Origin of the sequence: Pantoea vagans, assembly GCF_001506165.1 — a bacterium.
GTDB lineage: Bacteria > Pseudomonadota > Gammaproteobacteria > Enterobacterales > Enterobacteriaceae > Pantoea > Pantoea vagans_C.
In genome coordinates, this window is record NZ_CP011427.1 from 421626 (window position 1) to 436243 (window position 14618).

General features: G+C 54.5%; 14 protein-coding genes. 5 read left to right on the forward strand and 9 right to left on the reverse strand.

The features are described 5' to 3' along the window. Window positions 1-30 precede the first annotated feature (30 nt). Window positions 31-339, reverse strand: a complete 309-nt coding sequence (locus tag LK04_RS02030; RefSeq protein WP_039328588.1) for a putative quinol monooxygenase — start codon at window positions 337-339, stop codon at window positions 31-33. Between the two features lie 31 nt (window positions 340-370). Next, entirely contained in the window at window positions 371-952 is a 582-nt protein-coding gene (locus LK04_RS02035; RefSeq protein WP_039328590.1) for an NAD(P)H-dependent oxidoreductase, read from the reverse strand. Between the two features lie 163 nt (window positions 953-1115). Between LK04_RS02035 and LK04_RS02040 the strand changes: the two genes are divergently transcribed. After that, window positions 1116-1880 carry a transporter substrate-binding domain-containing protein gene (locus tag LK04_RS02040; RefSeq protein ID WP_039328592.1) on the forward strand — a complete coding sequence of 255 codons (765 nt, stop codon included), beginning with the start codon at window positions 1116-1118 and terminating at the stop codon, window positions 1878-1880. A 154-nt stretch (window positions 1881-2034) separates the two neighbouring features. Here LK04_RS02040 and LK04_RS02045 read toward each other — a convergent pair whose 3' ends face one another. The 6 genes from LK04_RS02045 to LK04_RS02070 all read right to left on the reverse strand — a co-directional run bounded on the left by LK04_RS02045 (window position 2035) and on the right by LK04_RS02070 (window position 7455). Further along, window positions 2035-2898 carry a ketose-bisphosphate aldolase gene (locus LK04_RS02045; protein WP_039328594.1) on the reverse strand — a complete coding sequence of 288 codons (864 nt, stop codon included), beginning with the start codon at window positions 2896-2898 and terminating at the stop codon, window positions 2035-2037. Window positions 2899-3101: 203 nt separating this feature from the next. Next, window positions 3102-3953 (reverse strand): class II fructose-bisphosphate aldolase, encoded by an 852-nt coding sequence (locus LK04_RS02050; RefSeq protein ID WP_039328596.1) that lies wholly within the window; start codon window positions 3951-3953, stop codon window positions 3102-3104. Window positions 3954-3962: 9 nt separating this feature from the next. Further along, window positions 3963-5054, reverse strand: a complete 1092-nt coding sequence (locus LK04_RS02055) for a PTS fructose transporter subunit IIC (RefSeq protein WP_039328598.1) — start codon at window positions 5052-5054, stop codon at window positions 3963-3965. Window positions 5055-5065: 11 nt separating this feature from the next. After that, the gene (locus tag LK04_RS02060) at window positions 5066-5380 is read right to left on the reverse strand and encodes a PTS fructose transporter subunit IIB (RefSeq protein WP_039328600.1); all 315 of its coding nucleotides are present in this window, start codon (window positions 5378-5380) and stop codon (window positions 5066-5068) included. Window positions 5381-5403: 23 nt separating this feature from the next. Continuing rightward, window positions 5404-5874 carry a PTS sugar transporter subunit IIA gene (locus LK04_RS02065; protein ID WP_039328602.1) on the reverse strand — a complete coding sequence of 157 codons (471 nt, stop codon included), beginning with the start codon at window positions 5872-5874 and terminating at the stop codon, window positions 5404-5406. Between the two features lie 18 nt (window positions 5875-5892). Further along, window positions 5893-7455 carry a BglG family transcription antiterminator gene (locus tag LK04_RS02070; protein WP_039328603.1) on the reverse strand — a complete coding sequence of 521 codons (1563 nt, stop codon included), beginning with the start codon at window positions 7453-7455 and terminating at the stop codon, window positions 5893-5895. Window positions 7456-7864: 409 nt separating this feature from the next. Here LK04_RS02070 and parC point away from each other — a divergent pair, with 409 nt between their 5' ends. From parC to ftsP, 3 genes are all read left to right on the forward strand, one after another. After that, a complete protein-coding gene (gene parC, locus LK04_RS02075) occupies window positions 7865-10138 on the forward strand; it encodes a DNA topoisomerase IV subunit A (protein ID WP_039328604.1) in 2274 nt (757 codons plus the stop codon). Window positions 10139-10176: 38 nt separating this feature from the next. After that, window positions 10177-10914: a 1-acylglycerol-3-phosphate O-acyltransferase gene (locus tag LK04_RS02080; protein ID WP_039328606.1), complete on the forward strand. Its 738-nt coding sequence runs from the start codon at window positions 10177-10179 to the stop codon at window positions 10912-10914. Between the two features lie 108 nt (window positions 10915-11022). Further along, a complete protein-coding gene (ftsP, locus tag LK04_RS02085) occupies window positions 11023-12450 on the forward strand; it encodes a cell division protein FtsP (protein ID WP_039328607.1) in 1428 nt (475 codons plus the stop codon). Between the two features lie 149 nt (window positions 12451-12599). On the opposite strand, the gene dkgA is transcribed toward ftsP, so the two are convergent. Continuing rightward, a complete protein-coding gene (gene dkgA, locus LK04_RS02090) occupies window positions 12600-13427 on the reverse strand; it encodes a 2,5-didehydrogluconate reductase DkgA (protein WP_039328609.1) in 828 nt (275 codons plus the stop codon). A gap of 206 nt (window positions 13428-13633) precedes the next feature. Here dkgA and LK04_RS02095 point away from each other — a divergent pair, with 206 nt between their 5' ends. Beyond that, on the forward strand, window positions 13634-14542 hold the full coding sequence (locus LK04_RS02095; protein ID WP_039328611.1) for an AraC family transcriptional regulator: 909 nt from the start codon (window positions 13634-13636) through the stop codon (window positions 14540-14542). Window positions 14543-14618: the final 76 nt, after the last annotated feature.

Below are 14618 nucleotides of genomic sequence, written 5' to 3' on the forward strand. Positions count from 1 at the left end.
AGCCTCTGCCAGGGCAGAGGCGCGAGCGGATCAGCGAACCGGCTCCAGCACCAGGATCTTCACATCCACCACATCATCTTTAATCAGGGCGCGATGCGCATCCATATGCGGCATCTGTTGATGTTGCTCCAGATGGCGCAACGATTCCCACTGTTCCAGCATAAAGATCGAGTCCGGTGAATTGTGCTTCCACGGCACCTGCGCCTGGTGATCGACCAGCGCATCGTACTGATGGCAACCTTCCTCTTCCAGCACGGTAGGGATCAGTTTGTTGATGGCTTCCAGCACCACATGACGACGGCCTGGCTTGATACAAATCTCTGCAACGACAGTTAACATAGTGCTTCCTCTTTTCCCGGTGTGCTTAAAGTTAAGCAAAGATTTGGCTGAGATGAGTCCGATAACGCTCAATATCGCGTGGCACGTCTGGCATTTTGATCACATCGTTACAGATAAAGGTGGGCAGGCCTTCCATACCGAGGAACTGATTGGCTTTGTGGAAGTGCAGGTACAGGCCGTCAACGCCGACACCTTCAAAGAACTGCTCGGGATCGGTAAAGGCTTCCAGCGGGGCGTTCCAGGTCAGCGACAGCATATATTTTTTGCCCTGAATCAGGCCGCCTGAGCCGTATTTTTTACTGGCATCGCTGCGGCTGCGGCCATCGCTGGCATACAGTGCGCCGTGGCCTTCGGTAAACACATCATCGATGTACTTTTTCACGGTCCAGGGTTCGCCCATCCACCAGCCTGGCATCTGGTAGATCACCACGTCACTGTCGAGATATTTCTGCACTTCTTCTGCCACGTTGTAATCGCTGTCAGCCACCGTCACCACAACGTTATGGCCGAGGTCACGCAACTGGCTGGCGGCGACGTCCGTCAGCGTGTGGTTCAGCTCGCCTTTTGAGTGGGCGAAGGTTTTACCGCCATCGATAATTAAAATATTGCTCATGGATGATTCGCTCCGTTATTCGTTAATGGCGCACACTCTACGCGCGCAGGCGAAGCAGAAAAATGCGTGATTGATCACAAGACTTTTGCTAATAAAGCAATAATGCGGCGCTTCATGAAACAATCCGCAGGCAAACCAACATCAACACAATTAAGAAGAATCCATGAAAACCGCGATACTGAGTGCATTACTTCTGGTGACAGGCACGGCTTCGGCGCAGTCTCACCTCGATGAAATTCGTAGCAGTAAAACCCTGAAAGTCTGTACCACCGGTGACTACAAACCCTATAGCTATCTGCGCAGCGACGGTCAGTATGAGGGGCTGGATATCAGCATGGCGCAGTCACTGGCGGCAAGCTTAGGGGCCAAAGTGCAGTGGGTGCCCACCACGTGGAAAACCATGAGCGACGATTTTGTCGCGAAGCAGTGCGATATCGCCCTCGGTGGGGTGTCCGTCACGCTGAAGCGCCAGCAGATTGCCTGGTTCGCCGAACCGTTGGGTGTGGATGGAAAAATCCCGCTGGTACGCTGCGATGACAAAGACAAATACCAGACCGTTGAGCAGATTAACCAACCCAGCGTCCGCGTGATTGAACCGGCTGGCGGCACCAATGAAGCCTTTGTGCACAGCCATTTGCCACACTCGACGCTGCAACTGGCCGACAACGTGGGCATTTTCCAGCAGCTGGTGGATAAAAAAGCCGATGTGATGATCACCGATGCGTCAGAAGCCCTGTTCCAGATGAAGCACTATCCGACGCTGTGCGCCATCAATCCGGACAAGCCCATGCAGTATGGTGAGAAGGCTTATATGATCCCGCGTGATGATATGAGCTGGAAGCTGTATGTCGATCAGTGGCTGCATCTCAGCACCGCGACCGGTGAATATGCGCAGATTGCGCAGCAGTGGTTGGGTGTGATCAAGTAAACAACGAGGTCGCCATAAATGGCGACCCTGCAAAAACCCTACTCGACCGTCGTAGGGTTGCCATTTATGGCGACCGAAAGCGCTAAACTGACGAGCACCAGGTCAGAAATCGCGACCATAAATGTAGGGTGCGCATTTATGCACACCAGGACATTTAACGATACAGCCCCGCTTTCCCCAAGCCACCAAACAGATTCATCTTGTAGCGAATCACCGCTTTAGCGGCAGCAATCGCGTCCGGGTAAATCACGTTGGGATCCCACCAGGTTTCGCGCGCCAGAATCTCACGCAGTTTGGCGAAGTAAGCGTATTTCATATCGCTGGAGATATTGATTTTACCCACGCCCAGCGTCACCGCTTCGGCAATCTCTGCATCCGGGTTGGCTGAACCGCCATGCAACACCAGTGGAATGGTCACACGCTGCGAAATATCTTTCAGGATATGCATCTGCAACTCTGGCTTCATGTCTTTCGGATAGATACCGTGCGCGGTACCGATGGCCACCGCCAGCGTATCGACGCCGGTGCGCTGCACAAAATCTTCTGCCTGCGCCGGTTCGGTGTAGATCACTTTACTTACGCCGCCCTCCACCGTGGTACCGGTATCGCCAATGGTGCCGAGTTCACCTTCCACCGAAACCCCCACCGAGTGCGCCAGTTTCACTACCTCTTTGGTCAGCGCCACGTTCTCTTCATAAGGCAGCAATGAGCCATCAATCATCACGGAGGTGAAGCCGCATTGGATTGCCCGCAGCACCTGGGCAATCGATGCGCCGTGGTCGAGGTGGATAGTGAAGGGCACGCGGCTTTTCAACGTGCGTTCACGCACATAGCCAAAGAATTCATCGGTGACAAACTCCAGCTCGCTTGGGTGAATCGAGATGATTGCCGGGGTGTTAGTGGCTTCGGCTTCTTCTACCACTGCGCGGATAAAGCAGCTGTCTGCCACGTTGAATGCGCCAATAGCAAAGCGATGTTCACGAGCAGGTGACAACATTTTTTTCATTGAAATCAACATGTTAATATTTCCTTAACGTGAATTTTACCAGAGCCGACGCGCGCGCCGACCCGATGATGGATATAGAAAAGTGGTATTTAAATTTTGATGCGTCTCACTGCGTTAATGACGTGCGCCTGTTTAACCGGTGCGCATATATGCGCACCCTACGGGCAGAGTCATTACCCTGCAGGGTCGCCATTTATGGCGACCAGACGCGCGTATTACGCCTTGCCAGCCGATCCCGACCAGCTCAAATACTCAATCACCACCTCGCGGCAGGCGGATTCCATTAGCCCGAGCAAATCGGCCAGCTCCGCGTGTGGATGCTGCTTGAGCGCCTGTTCAACGGCATTTTTACCGGCATCAAATACCGCCGCGCCCACGTTAATTTTGGCCACGCCATATTGACTGACACGGCGAATATCTTCGGCCGGCGTACCCGATCCGCCGTGCAGCGCCAAGGGGCGTGTGGAAACCGCATGCAGCTCCTGCAAACGCTGGAAATCGATCTTCGGCTTCACTCCGGCAGGATAAAGGCCATGCGCGGTGCCGACGGAAATTGCCAGCAAATCAATCTCGGTCTGCTCGATAAACGGCAGCACATCCGCAACCTGCGTCATCTTCACCGAGGCATCCGCCAGCTCGTAAGTGGGTGCATCCGCAATGTGGCCCAACTCACCTTCAACACAGACGCCCGCCGTGTGCGCCATCTTCACCACTGCCGCAGTCTGGCGAATGTTCTCAGCCAGCGGATCGGCAGAGGCATCGATCATCAGCCCGGTAAACCCGGCGCGAAACGCCTGGCCGATCAGCGGGAAGGCTTTGCCGTGATCCAGTGCCAGCGCCACCGGCACGGTTGCGGCACCGGCCAACGCCTGTACTAATGGCACGGCCACGGCGGGTGGAAAATGCGCACTGTGCCCCTGATACACATTGAGGATCAGCGGGGCGCGCTGCTGTTCTGCGGCTTGAATCGCCGCACGTGCGGTTTCAAGGTTAAAGCAGTTGATCGCCAGGACTGCGTACTGCTGTTTGGCGGCGGCCTGAATCAGGTCATTCATCATGGCAAACATGGTGGCTCCTTATTCCAGTGTGAATTTGATCTCTTCATCGCGGACGCCAGGGGCTTCCACGTCATCGAACTCTTCATCGGCCTGCGTCACCGGTTTTTTCATCAGCGACAGCATCACGCCACATACAGCCGTACCGATACCCAGTGCCAGACAGAACATCAGGGGTTTGGTGAACAGTGGCACCACGAACATCCCACCGTGCGGCACTGGCGCTTCTACGCCCCACACCATGATCAGGCCCCCGGCGATGGCAGAGGCCACCACACAGCTGGCGACCACGCGCAGCAGGTCACGTGCTGCAATCGGGATCACGCCTTCGGTAATCATGCAGATGCCCATCGGGAAGGCGGCCTTCAACGCCTCTTTTTCCGCTTTGGTGTACTTATGACGTGTCAGCAGATACGACAGCGTGATACCAAACGGTGGGATCATCGAGCCGACAAACTTCACCGCTTCCGGGCCGTAGATGCCATCAACCAACATGCCGTCGGCGAACAGCGACATGGTTTTATTGATGGGGCCGCCGAAGTCAAAGGTCGCCATCGCGCCCAATACCGCGCCCAGCACAAATTTTGATCCGCCCTGCATGGATTCCAGCAAGTGAATCAGCGCCTTCTGTAGCCAGACAATCGGCTGACCGATAAAGGTCATCATCAACAACCCGGCGATGATGGTGCTCAGCACCGGCAGCACCATAATCGGCATCAACCCCTGCATCGACTGCGGCAGCTTGATCGTGCGGCGCAGCAGCAGCACGGTGTAACCGACGAGGAAGCCGCCCAGCATACCGCCGATAAAACCCGTACCAATCTGGCCGCAAATAAAGCCGACAATTAAACCGGGTGCAAAGCCGGGTCGATCGGCAATTGAGTAGGCGATCGCCGCACTGATCAACGGCACGATCAGCCCCATGCCCCAGCCGCCGATCTGGTTCAACATCCAGGCGATAGTGCCAGGATGCTTACCAACATCCGGGCCGCCGATCACCTGGCCGAGCGCGATACAGATCCCGGCGGCGACGATCAGCGGGATCATCCACGAAATCCCGGTGAGCAAGTGGCCTTTGATCTCCTGGCCATACTGACGTTTGTTCTCGTTCATGGTGGATCTCCTCAGGCACGCGCCAGTGAATCCGCCACTTTTTCGAGGAATTTCACCGGTGACTTAATCACCACTTCGGTTTTCACTCGTACGATGGGTTTGCCCTGGAAGCGTTCTTCGCCTTTGATCTTCACGTCAATGGCGAGGATCACCACATCAGCGGCGTCAATATCTTCACGCGTCAGCGCCGTTTCAGTACCGATGGTGCCTTGGGTTTCGACGTGGATGGTGTGGCCCAGCGCGTGAGCCCCTTTAATCAGTTTTTCGCGCGCAATATAGGTATGCGCGATGCCTGCCGTGCAGGCCGCTACACAGACAATATTCATGTGTCACCTCAGAGAGTTGGGTGTTAACAGAGGTCGGTTTCGGCGTACTGACTAAACAGCCGGATGATATTGCTGGGGTCGTTTTCCACCAGCAATTGGGCTATCACCTCATCATCGGCCAGCGCGCTGGCCACCTGCGACAACAGGCGAATATGGGTGGTGTTCTGATCTTCCAGTCGCACAGCGAACAGGATGATGCAGCGCACCTGGCTGCCATCAAGCGTTTCCCACGGGATATCCTGTTGGGTACGACCAATGGCGAGCGTGGTGTGGAGAACCGCAGAAGATTTGCCGTGCGGAATGGCGACGTGGTTTTCAAAACCGGTCGACCCTTCGGCCTCACGCAGCCAGACGTCTTCAATAAAGGCTGCACGATCGGTGATGGCACCGTCCTGATACAACAAATCGGTGAGTTCATTAATCACCTCTTCTTTAGTGGTCGCGGTCAGCGCCAGATTAACGCGGCGTGGCGTGAGAATGCGGGAAATATCCATGGGTGCTACCTCATTCAATTAATGTTCAGCCAAGGCGCAGGGCGCGCCGTCCGGCAGCTGGCTGCCAATCATGGCGTCAGTCACTCGCCGAATATCGTCATCGTTAAAAAATGCACTGACATACACCGCCGGAATCGCGCCGGCGTCGAGATGAATCGTGGTAATCACTAAATCCACCGTTTGGTTCTGGCAAAACGCCGCGTGATTACTGGCAGAGACCACGCCGGCAATTTCCCAGTCTGGGAAGGCACGCAAAATACGGCTTTTCAGTAGATGAGAGGTCCCCACGCCGCTGGAGCACACCACCAGAATGCGTTTATGGGCAATTTGCCGCTCCAGCGCTGCCTGGAAATGTACGCAGAGGTAGCCGATTTCATCATCTGCCACGGGCGAAAGGGCATGCGTCCGGGCGGTTAATTGCATCGCCTGTTGGGTCAGGGAAAATATTCCCTTCATTTCCTGCTGAATATCCTCCAGCAGGGGATTACGAATGTGAATATGATATTTGAGTCGATTTAATAATGGCTTTATATGTACCAGCAGTCCGTCGAATAATAACCGGTCCTGTGCTAAATCTTGCTGAATAAAAGCGGAAAACCGATCAATTAATTCACAGGTTATTTTTACGGACTCTGCGGTGGAAAACTGATTATGCACCGGGGCATTATCCCCACGCTCTTCCACCACAATGCCGGATGAAACGATATATTGATAAATAAATCCGACTTCATCTTTAGGCAGCGCGCAGCACATCCGCTGCTCAATCTGCACCACCATCTGCTGCGCGATAATCAGGATGCGCTGGTCGAGATCCTGCGCGGTGGTTGAGGTAGCAAGGGCGAGCGCGTTGCCCTGCGCCATACGATGCATCATGATCAGAATATGCGTGCAGAGATTCAGGTACCAGGCATCGCCCAGTGGGTAACTCAGCTGCTGCTCCATCTGCTGTAGCAGCGCCTGCACAAAAGCCACATCCTCATCGCCAAAATAATGCACCAACGCTTGCTGGCTACCGGGATCGAGCCGGGGTAGCAGCGGCGTTCCGGCGACATTTTGCTGCATCACGTCATTAATCAGTGACACCATTGCCTGACGCAGCGTGTGTTCATCCCCTTCGATGTGCGTACCGCCAGGCCCGCGCTGCAGCGTTAGCCCCAAAGGTTGCAGCCACTCCTCGATCACTTTCAGATCATTCACGATCGAAGCGTGGCTGATAAAATAGCGCTCTGACAGCTTGCTGATGGAGGTGGCGCGTGGCGCATCGCTCAACAGCTGTGAGGCAATCTTCACTCTGCGGCTGTTTTGCCCCAGCGCATCGGCGCTGCTCTCATCGCCGTTTAACTGCTGCTCCAGCTGCAAGCGTTGCTGAATGTCATCAACCCGCAGACGTACGCCGCGTCCCGGCGTCTTTTCCAGCACCATTGACCATCCACTTAGCCAGCTCTCCAGCCACTGCAAATCGCGTTGAATGGTTTTCTCTGACACGCCAAGTTGTAAAGCTAACGCTTTGGTCGGCTGCGGTGCAGCGTGTTGCAACAGCATTTTGACTAAACGGTGTTGTCGCGAAGTCAGTATTTGCATTCGGTCACCCTTTATTTTGGCTAATCGTTTTTAAGATTATTTCCTCGATATATTTATTTGGTGCCAGAAATCAGGAGCGCAAAAATTTTTTTTGTTGAGTGTAAATTTAGAAAAGGATGGCGTAAGCAACAATACTAAATGTTGTCCATGGATGCGGACAGTATTAATACGCTTCTCATGTGAGATATTTAATTGCGATCCTGCTCACAATTTATTACGGATATTAATTGTGATGCTGCTCTCATTCCTTTTTATTTTTCTAACCAATGTCACGTTATTTAACCTCACAGGTTTCTCTTCTCCACCACTGGCTTCCCTGTGACTAACTCGCACGAATAAGGTACTATCCTCGCCAAATGACCGCCGGATGTCCCGCCGTTGCGGGCCACGAAGTGAGGATGCGAGCTTAATGAGCGAATTGACGCAGGATGGTGCAGAGCGTCTTGCCCTGCACAAGTTTACGGAAAACGCGTACCTGAATTACTCCATGTACGTGATCATGGACCGCGCACTGCCGTATATCGGTGATGGCCTCAAGCCAGTGCAGCGCCGTATCGTGTATGCGATGTCAGAGTTGGGCCTCAACGCGAGTGCCAAATTCAAGAAATCGGCGCGTACCGTGGGTGACGTATTAGGTAAATACCATCCGCACGGCGACAGCGCCTGCTATGAAGCGATGGTGTTGATGGCGCAGCCCTTCTCCTATCGTTATCCGCTGGTGGACGGGCAAGGCAACTGGGGCGCACCGGATGATCCCAAATCCTTCGCCGCGATGCGTTACACCGAATCGCGTCTGTCGAAATATGCGGAAGTCCTGCTGGGTGAACTGGGTCAGGGAACGGTCGATTACATTCCCAACTTTGATGGCACCATGCAGGAGCCGAAAATGTTGCCGGCGCGTCTGCCGAACATCCTGCTCAACGGCACCACCGGCATCGCGGTAGGCATGGCCACTGACATTCCTCCGCACAACCTGCGGGAAGTGGCGGAAGCCGCCGTGCGCCTGATTGATAAACCCAATACCACGCTTGATGAGCTGCTGGATATTGTGCAAGGCCCGGATTATCCGACAGAAGCGGAGATCATCACGCCACGCGACGAAATTCGTAAGATTTACCAGAACGGTCGCGGATCGATCCGCCAGCGTGCGGTGTGGAAAAAGGAAGATGGCGATGTGGTGATTACCGCACTGCCGCATCAGGTATCCGGTGCACGTGTGCTGGAGCAGATTGCTGCGCAGATGCGTAACAAAAAGCTGCCGATGGTAGAAGACCTGCGTGATGAATCCGATCACGAGAACCCAACGCGTCTGGTCATCGTGCCGCGTTCCAATCGTGTTGATCTTGAGCAGGTGATGAACCACTTGTTTGCCACCACCGATCTGGAAAAAAGCTATCGCGTTAACCTGAATATGATCGGGCTGGATAACCGTCCGGCGGTGAAAAACCTGCTGGAAATCCTGTCTGAGTGGCTGGTGTATCGTCGCGATACGGTGACGCGCCGCCTGAATTACCGCCTGGATCGCGTATTGCGTCGCCTGCATATTTTGGAAGGCTTGCTGGTCGCGTTCCTCAATATTGATGAAGTCATCCACATCATTCGTACTGAGGACGAGCCTAAACAGGTCTTGATGTCGCGCTTTGAGCTGACCGACACCCAAGCCGAATCGATCCTTGAATTAAAACTGCGTCATCTCGCCAAACTAGAAGAGATGAAAATTCGTGGTGAGCAAGCGGAACTGGAAAAAGAGCGTGATCAGCTGCAGGCGATTCTGGCGTCCGAACGCAAGATGAGTAACCTGCTGAAGAAAGAGTTGCTGGCTGACAGCCAAACCTATGGCGACGATCGTCGTTCGCCATTGCATGAGCGTGAAGAAGCCAAGGCATTGAGCGAAAACGAGCTGGTAAGCGCCGAGCCGGTGACCATCGTGCTGTCACAAATGGGCTGGGTGCGCAGCGCGAAAGGCCATGATATCGATGCAGCAGGCTTGAGCTACAAAGCCGGTGACAGCTACCTGGCCGCAGCACGCGGTAAGAGTAACCAGCCGGTGGCGTTTATCGACTCCACTGGACGCAGCTACACGCTGGATCCGACTTCATTGCCGTCCGCACGCGGGCAGGGCGAGCCGTTAACCGGTAAGCTCACGCCACCACCGGGCGCGGCATTTGAACAGGTGCTGATGGAGCCAGACGATCAAAAACTGCTGATGGCTTCGGATGCCGGTTACGGCTTTATCTGTACCTTCGCGGATTTGATTTCACGCAACCGTGCGGGTAAAGCGCTGCTGACGTTGCCAGATAACGCCAAAGTGATGACGCCAATGGCGGTGCATTCGGGCGATGACATGCTGCTGGCGATTACCCAGGCTGGCCGTATGTTGATGTTCCCGGTGGGCGATCTGCCACAAATGTCGAAAGGCAAAGGCAATAAAATCATCTCGATTCCATCCGCAGATGCCGCAGCGGGCCTGGATAAACTGCAATGGTTGCTGATTCTGCCACCGGGCAGTTCCATCACCATCCATGTTGGCAAGCGCAAGTTAATTATGCGTGATGAAGACCTACAGAAGGTGCGTGCCGATCGTGGCCGTCGCGGTAGTGTGTCGCGTGGCTTGCAGCGTATTGATAGCGTGGAAGTGAATGCGCCTGCGCGCCCAAAGAGTGACGCGAGTAGCGAAGAATAATACTGACCAGGCGATGGAATGCCAACTTTGAGGAAGCTATGTTACTAATTTTACGTACGATTATTGTTATCGTTTATTCGATTTTGGTCTGTATCTTCGGCAGTATCTGGTGTCTGTTTTCACCGCGTAATCCGCGTCACGTCGCGACTTTTGGTCATATGCTCGGTCGCCTGTCGACCGTGTTTGGCGTCAAAGTGGAGTTGCGTAAACCGGCCGATGCGGAGAGTTACGGCAACGCGATTTATATCGCTAACCATCAGAACAACTACGACATGATCACCGCGGCGAAGATCGTGCAGCCTACCACGGTTACCGTGGGTAAAAAGAGCCTGCTGTGGATCCCGTTCTTTGGCCAGCTTTACTGGTTAACCGGCAATCTGTTGATTGATCGCGACAACCGCGCCAAAGCACACGGTACCATCGGTGAGCTGGTGGCGCAGTTCAACAAAAAGAAAATCTCCTTCTGGATGTTCCCGGAAGGTACGCGCAGCCGTGGTCGTGGCCTGTTGCCGTTCAAAACCGGCGCTTTCCATGCTGCGGTGGCCGCTGGTGTGCCGATCATCCCGGTGGTGGTGTCTAACACCCATGACAAAGTGAAACTCAACCGCTGGAACAACGGTCTGGTGATTGTTGAAATGCTGCCGCCTGTCGATACCAAACAGTTTGAAACCACTTCAGTACGCAAGTTAGCGACCCATTGTCGCGAATTAATGTCTGCTAAGCTGGAAGAATTGAACGCCGAAGTCGCCGAACGCGAAAAAAACGGTAAAATCTAGCCAACCAGGGGCAGTACCGCTGCCCCATGCTCATCACAGCAATAATCCACTAACAAAAACAACATGGACACGGCGTCTTCACGCCCCGCTCAAAAGGTCTGAAGTTTTATGTCTTGCAGCAGACGTCAGTTTATTCAGCTTTCCGCCGGCGTTGCGCTGGCTTCAGGCAGCATGCCTTATGCTGCTCATGCTGCGGCACCGGTAGGCGATGTGCCGCTTCCGATTCCGCCGTTGATCGAATCGCGTCGTGGTCAGCCGCTGTTTTTGACGTTGCAACGCAGCCATTGGTCGTTCAGCGGAAACAGCAACAAGGTGCCGGTATGGGGTATTAATGGCATGTACCTCGGCCCCACTGTGCGCGTGTACAGCGGCGATGATGTGAAGCTGATTTACAGTAACCGCCTCAACGAACCGGTGGCGATGACCGTCAGCGGGCTGCAAGTGCCGGGCGCGCTAATGGGCGGTGCCCCGCGCTTAATGTCTGCGGGCGTAGACTGGGCGCCGGTGCTGCCGATTCGCCAGGGAGCTGCCACACTGTGGTATCACGCCAATACGCCGAATCGCATGGCGCCGCATGTTTACAACGGCTTGGCCGGCATGTGGCTGATTGAAGATGACGTCAGCAAAGCGCTGCCGTTGCCTAAGCACTATGGCGTCGATGATTTCCCGCTGATTATTCAGGATAAGCGTCTGGATAACTTCGCCACACCGGTTTACAACCCCCCTTCAGACGGCGGTTTCCTCGGCGACACCCTGCTGGTGAATGGCGTACAGAACCCGTACATCGAGGTTTCTCGCGGCTGGGTACGCTTGCGCTTGCTGAATGCGTCCAACGCGCGCCGGTTCGATCTGAGCTTCTCGGACAACCGCCCGTTCACGGTGATCGCCAGCGATCAAGGCTTCCTCGCCGCTCCGGTGGCGGTGCAGACGCTGTCACTGGCACCGGGTGAACGCCGTGAAGTGCTGGTAGATATGTCGCAAGGCGATGAAGTGTCGATTACTGCAGGTACCGCCGCCGGTCTGATGGATCGCCTGCGCGGTCTGTTTGAACCCTCGTCCATCCTGGCGAATACATTGGTGCTGAGCCTGCGACCGACGGGCTTACTGCCGTTGGTTACCGATAATCTGCCGATGCGTCTACTGGCGGATCAGATTCTGGATGGCGTCGCGGTGCGCACGCGTGAATTCCGCATCGGAGACAGTGCGCCGGGCATTAATGGCGCGCTGTGGGATATGAGCCGCATCGATACCACCGTGCAGCAGGGCACCTTTGAACGCTGGATTATCCACGCCGATCGTCCGCAGTCGCTGCATATTCAGGGTGTGATGTTCTTGATTAAGAACGTCAACGGCGCGCAACCGATGGGCGAGGATCGTGGCTGGAAAGATACCGTCTGGGTTGATGGCGACGTGGAGCTGTTGGTGAGCTTCCCGCAGAGTTCGTCGGATCACTTCCCGTTTGTCTACTACAGCCAGACGCTGGAGTTGGCGGATCGCGGTACGGCAGGGCAGTTGCAGGTGAATCCGGTTCCTTGATTTACCCTCACCCTAACCCTCTCCCACAAGTGGGAGAGGGGATCGTTAGTGCGGTATTTGGATAGGTATGAGAACTTCAAATCGCAGCGGAGTGCTCCCTCGCCCGCTTGCGGGAGAGGGCTGGGGTGAGGGAAGACGTCCGCATAATCCTACCCGTTAAACTTCTCCGGATCCGGCCCCAAACGATTGCCGCTATCCAGCTTGGTAATCTCGCTGATCTCCGTTTTTTCCAACCTGAAATCAAACACCTGGAAGTTTTCGCGAATGCGTTCTGGCGTAACGGATTTAGGGATCACTACCAGTCCGCTATCCAGATGCCAGCGAATCACGATCTGCGCCGGGGTCTTGCCATACTTTTTGGCTAAATCGCGGATGATCTCCTGATCGAACACGCCTTTACCGCCTTGCGCCAACGGACTCCAGGATTCTGTCTGAATGTGATGCATTGCATCCCAGGCATGCAGGGTGCGCTGTTGCAGCATCGGGTGTAGCTCAATCTGATTCACCACCGGTGAAACCCCGGTCTCATCGATCAAACGCTTGAGGTGGGCTTCGTGGAAATTACAGACACCAATACTTTTGGTTAAGCCCTGTTTTTGCAGCTCAATTAAGCCTTTCCAGGCTTCAACATAGTGATCTTTCTCTGGGCACGGCCAGTGCATCAGGTAGAGGTCGACGCTCTCCAGCTGCAATTTCTTTAGGCTGGTTTCCATCGCCGCCTGCCAGTTTTGCTGGTCGTCATTCCACAACTTGGTGGTAATGAAAATATCTTCACGCGCCACGTCGGTATCCTGCAGCGCCTGCCCGACTGCTTCCTCGTTTTTGTAAATAGCGGCGGTATCGATGGAGCGATAACCCACTTTTAACGCTTCCACAATCGCATTGCGGGCATCCTCAATGCTAGCCTGCCATACGCCGAGTCCAAGCTGAGGCATCATATTGCCGTCGTGCAGTTTAATAATGGGTTGCTCTGCCATAGTTGCTCCTTATCTGTCGCAGTGACTTACCGTTAAAAGCGCTGTGGTTAAGTCTAGTCAACAAACTTAACCGAGGAGATCATTGTGGCAATCAAACCGCCGTTTTGCCCTGGTCATTTCTGCCAGAATCTTGCCTGATTCTCCAGAGTTGTGGAGCTTTAAGCAGCATTGCGGCACACTGGATTTTTGCTGCCAGAGAGAAAACCATGCCGAATGATGCCCTTTGCCGCCAGCTGGCGCAGCGAGTGATTGCGTTAATGAATGATGCCCGGCAACCATTGTGCGCGGTTGATAACGTCAAGCTGATCTATGCCTGTGAAACGCTGCCGCGCACGCCGATGATGTACCAACCCGGCATTGTGATTCTGTTCCAGGGACGTAAAACCGGCTATCTCGGCAGCACGGTGTTCCACTACGATGCCACCAAATATCTGATGCTGACCGTACCGTTGCCGGTGGAGTGTGAAACCGAAGCAACGTTAGAAGAGCCGCTGGCGGGCATGTGTCTGAGCGTGGATACGGCCAGTCTGCAGGATCTGCTGATGGATATTGGCGATGATGAGCAGTTTCAGCCGCAGCTGCATACCTCGGGCATCCATTCGGCTTTTATGAGCGAGGAGATGCTCTGTGCAGCCGAACGCTTGTTGGATGTGATGAACAAACCGCGTGATGCGCGTGTGTTGGGTCCGCAGCTGGTGCGTGAGATTATTTACTATGTGCTAACCGGGCCGATTGGCGGCGCACTGCTGTCGCTGGTGAATCGTCAGACACAATTCAGTCAGATTGCGCGCGCGTTGCGCCGCATCGAAAACCATTTCTCAGAAAGCCTGAGCGTAGAGATGCTGGCGGCGGAAGTGAACATGAGCGTGTCGGCATTTCATCACAACTTTAAAGCGGTAACGCAAACCTCGCCGCTGCAATACCTGAAGCGCTATCGCCTGCATCAGGCGCGATTAATGATGTTGCAGGATGGGATGAAAGCCAGTGCGGCAGCGGTGCGCGTAGGTTACGAGAGCCCTTCGCAGTTTTCGCGGGAGTTTAAACGCTATTTCGGCGTAACGCCGGGAGAAGAGGCCAGCCGCGTGCGTCTCACGTTACCGTTTGACGCTGCGTGAATGACAGGTGCGCAAAAATGCGCACCCTACAAAACCTTATTTGGTCGCCATTGATGGCGACCAAATACATGACAGC

What these genes read in the sequence shown, in the direction of transcription:
- LK04_RS02065 (WP_039328602.1), bottom strand. Translation starts at nt 5,874, where the DNA reads ATGGATATTTCCCGCATTCTCACGCCACGCCGCGTTAATCTGGCGCTG.
- LK04_RS02040 (WP_039328592.1), top strand. Translation starts at nt 1,116, where the DNA reads ATGAAAACCGCGATACTGAGTGCATTACTTCTGGTGACAGGCACGGCT.
- LK04_RS02050 (WP_039328596.1), bottom strand. Translation starts at nt 3,953, where the DNA reads ATGTTTGCCATGATGAATGACCTGATTCAGGCCGCCGCCAAACAGCAG.
- LK04_RS02055 (WP_039328598.1), bottom strand. Translation starts at nt 5,054, where the DNA reads ATGAACGAGAACAAACGTCAGTATGGCCAGGAGATCAAAGGCCACTTG.
- LK04_RS02095 (WP_039328611.1), top strand. Translation starts at nt 13,634, where the DNA reads ATGCCGAATGATGCCCTTTGCCGCCAGCTGGCGCAGCGAGTGATTGCG.
- LK04_RS02045 (WP_039328594.1), bottom strand. Translation starts at nt 2,898, where the DNA reads ATGTTGATTTCAATGAAAAAAATGTTGTCACCTGCTCGTGAACATCGC.
- LK04_RS02080 (WP_039328606.1), top strand. Translation starts at nt 10,177, where the DNA reads ATGTTACTAATTTTACGTACGATTATTGTTATCGTTTATTCGATTTTG.
- dkgA (WP_039328609.1), bottom strand. Translation starts at nt 13,427, where the DNA reads ATGGCAGAGCAACCCATTATTAAACTGCACGACGGCAATATGATGCCT.
- LK04_RS02060 (WP_039328600.1), bottom strand. Translation starts at nt 5,380, where the DNA reads ATGAATATTGTCTGTGTAGCGGCCTGCACGGCAGGCATCGCGCATACC.
- ftsP (WP_039328607.1), top strand. Translation starts at nt 11,023, where the DNA reads ATGTCTTGCAGCAGACGTCAGTTTATTCAGCTTTCCGCCGGCGTTGCG.
- LK04_RS02030 (WP_039328588.1), bottom strand. Translation starts at nt 339, where the DNA reads ATGTTAACTGTCGTTGCAGAGATTTGTATCAAGCCAGGCCGTCGTCAT.
- LK04_RS02035 (WP_039328590.1), bottom strand. Translation starts at nt 952, where the DNA reads ATGAGCAATATTTTAATTATCGATGGCGGTAAAACCTTCGCCCACTCA.
- parC (WP_039328604.1), top strand. Translation starts at nt 7,865, where the DNA reads ATGAGCGAATTGACGCAGGATGGTGCAGAGCGTCTTGCCCTGCACAAG.
- LK04_RS02070 (WP_039328603.1), bottom strand. Translation starts at nt 7,455, where the DNA reads ATGCAAATACTGACTTCGCGACAACACCGTTTAGTCAAAATGCTGTTG.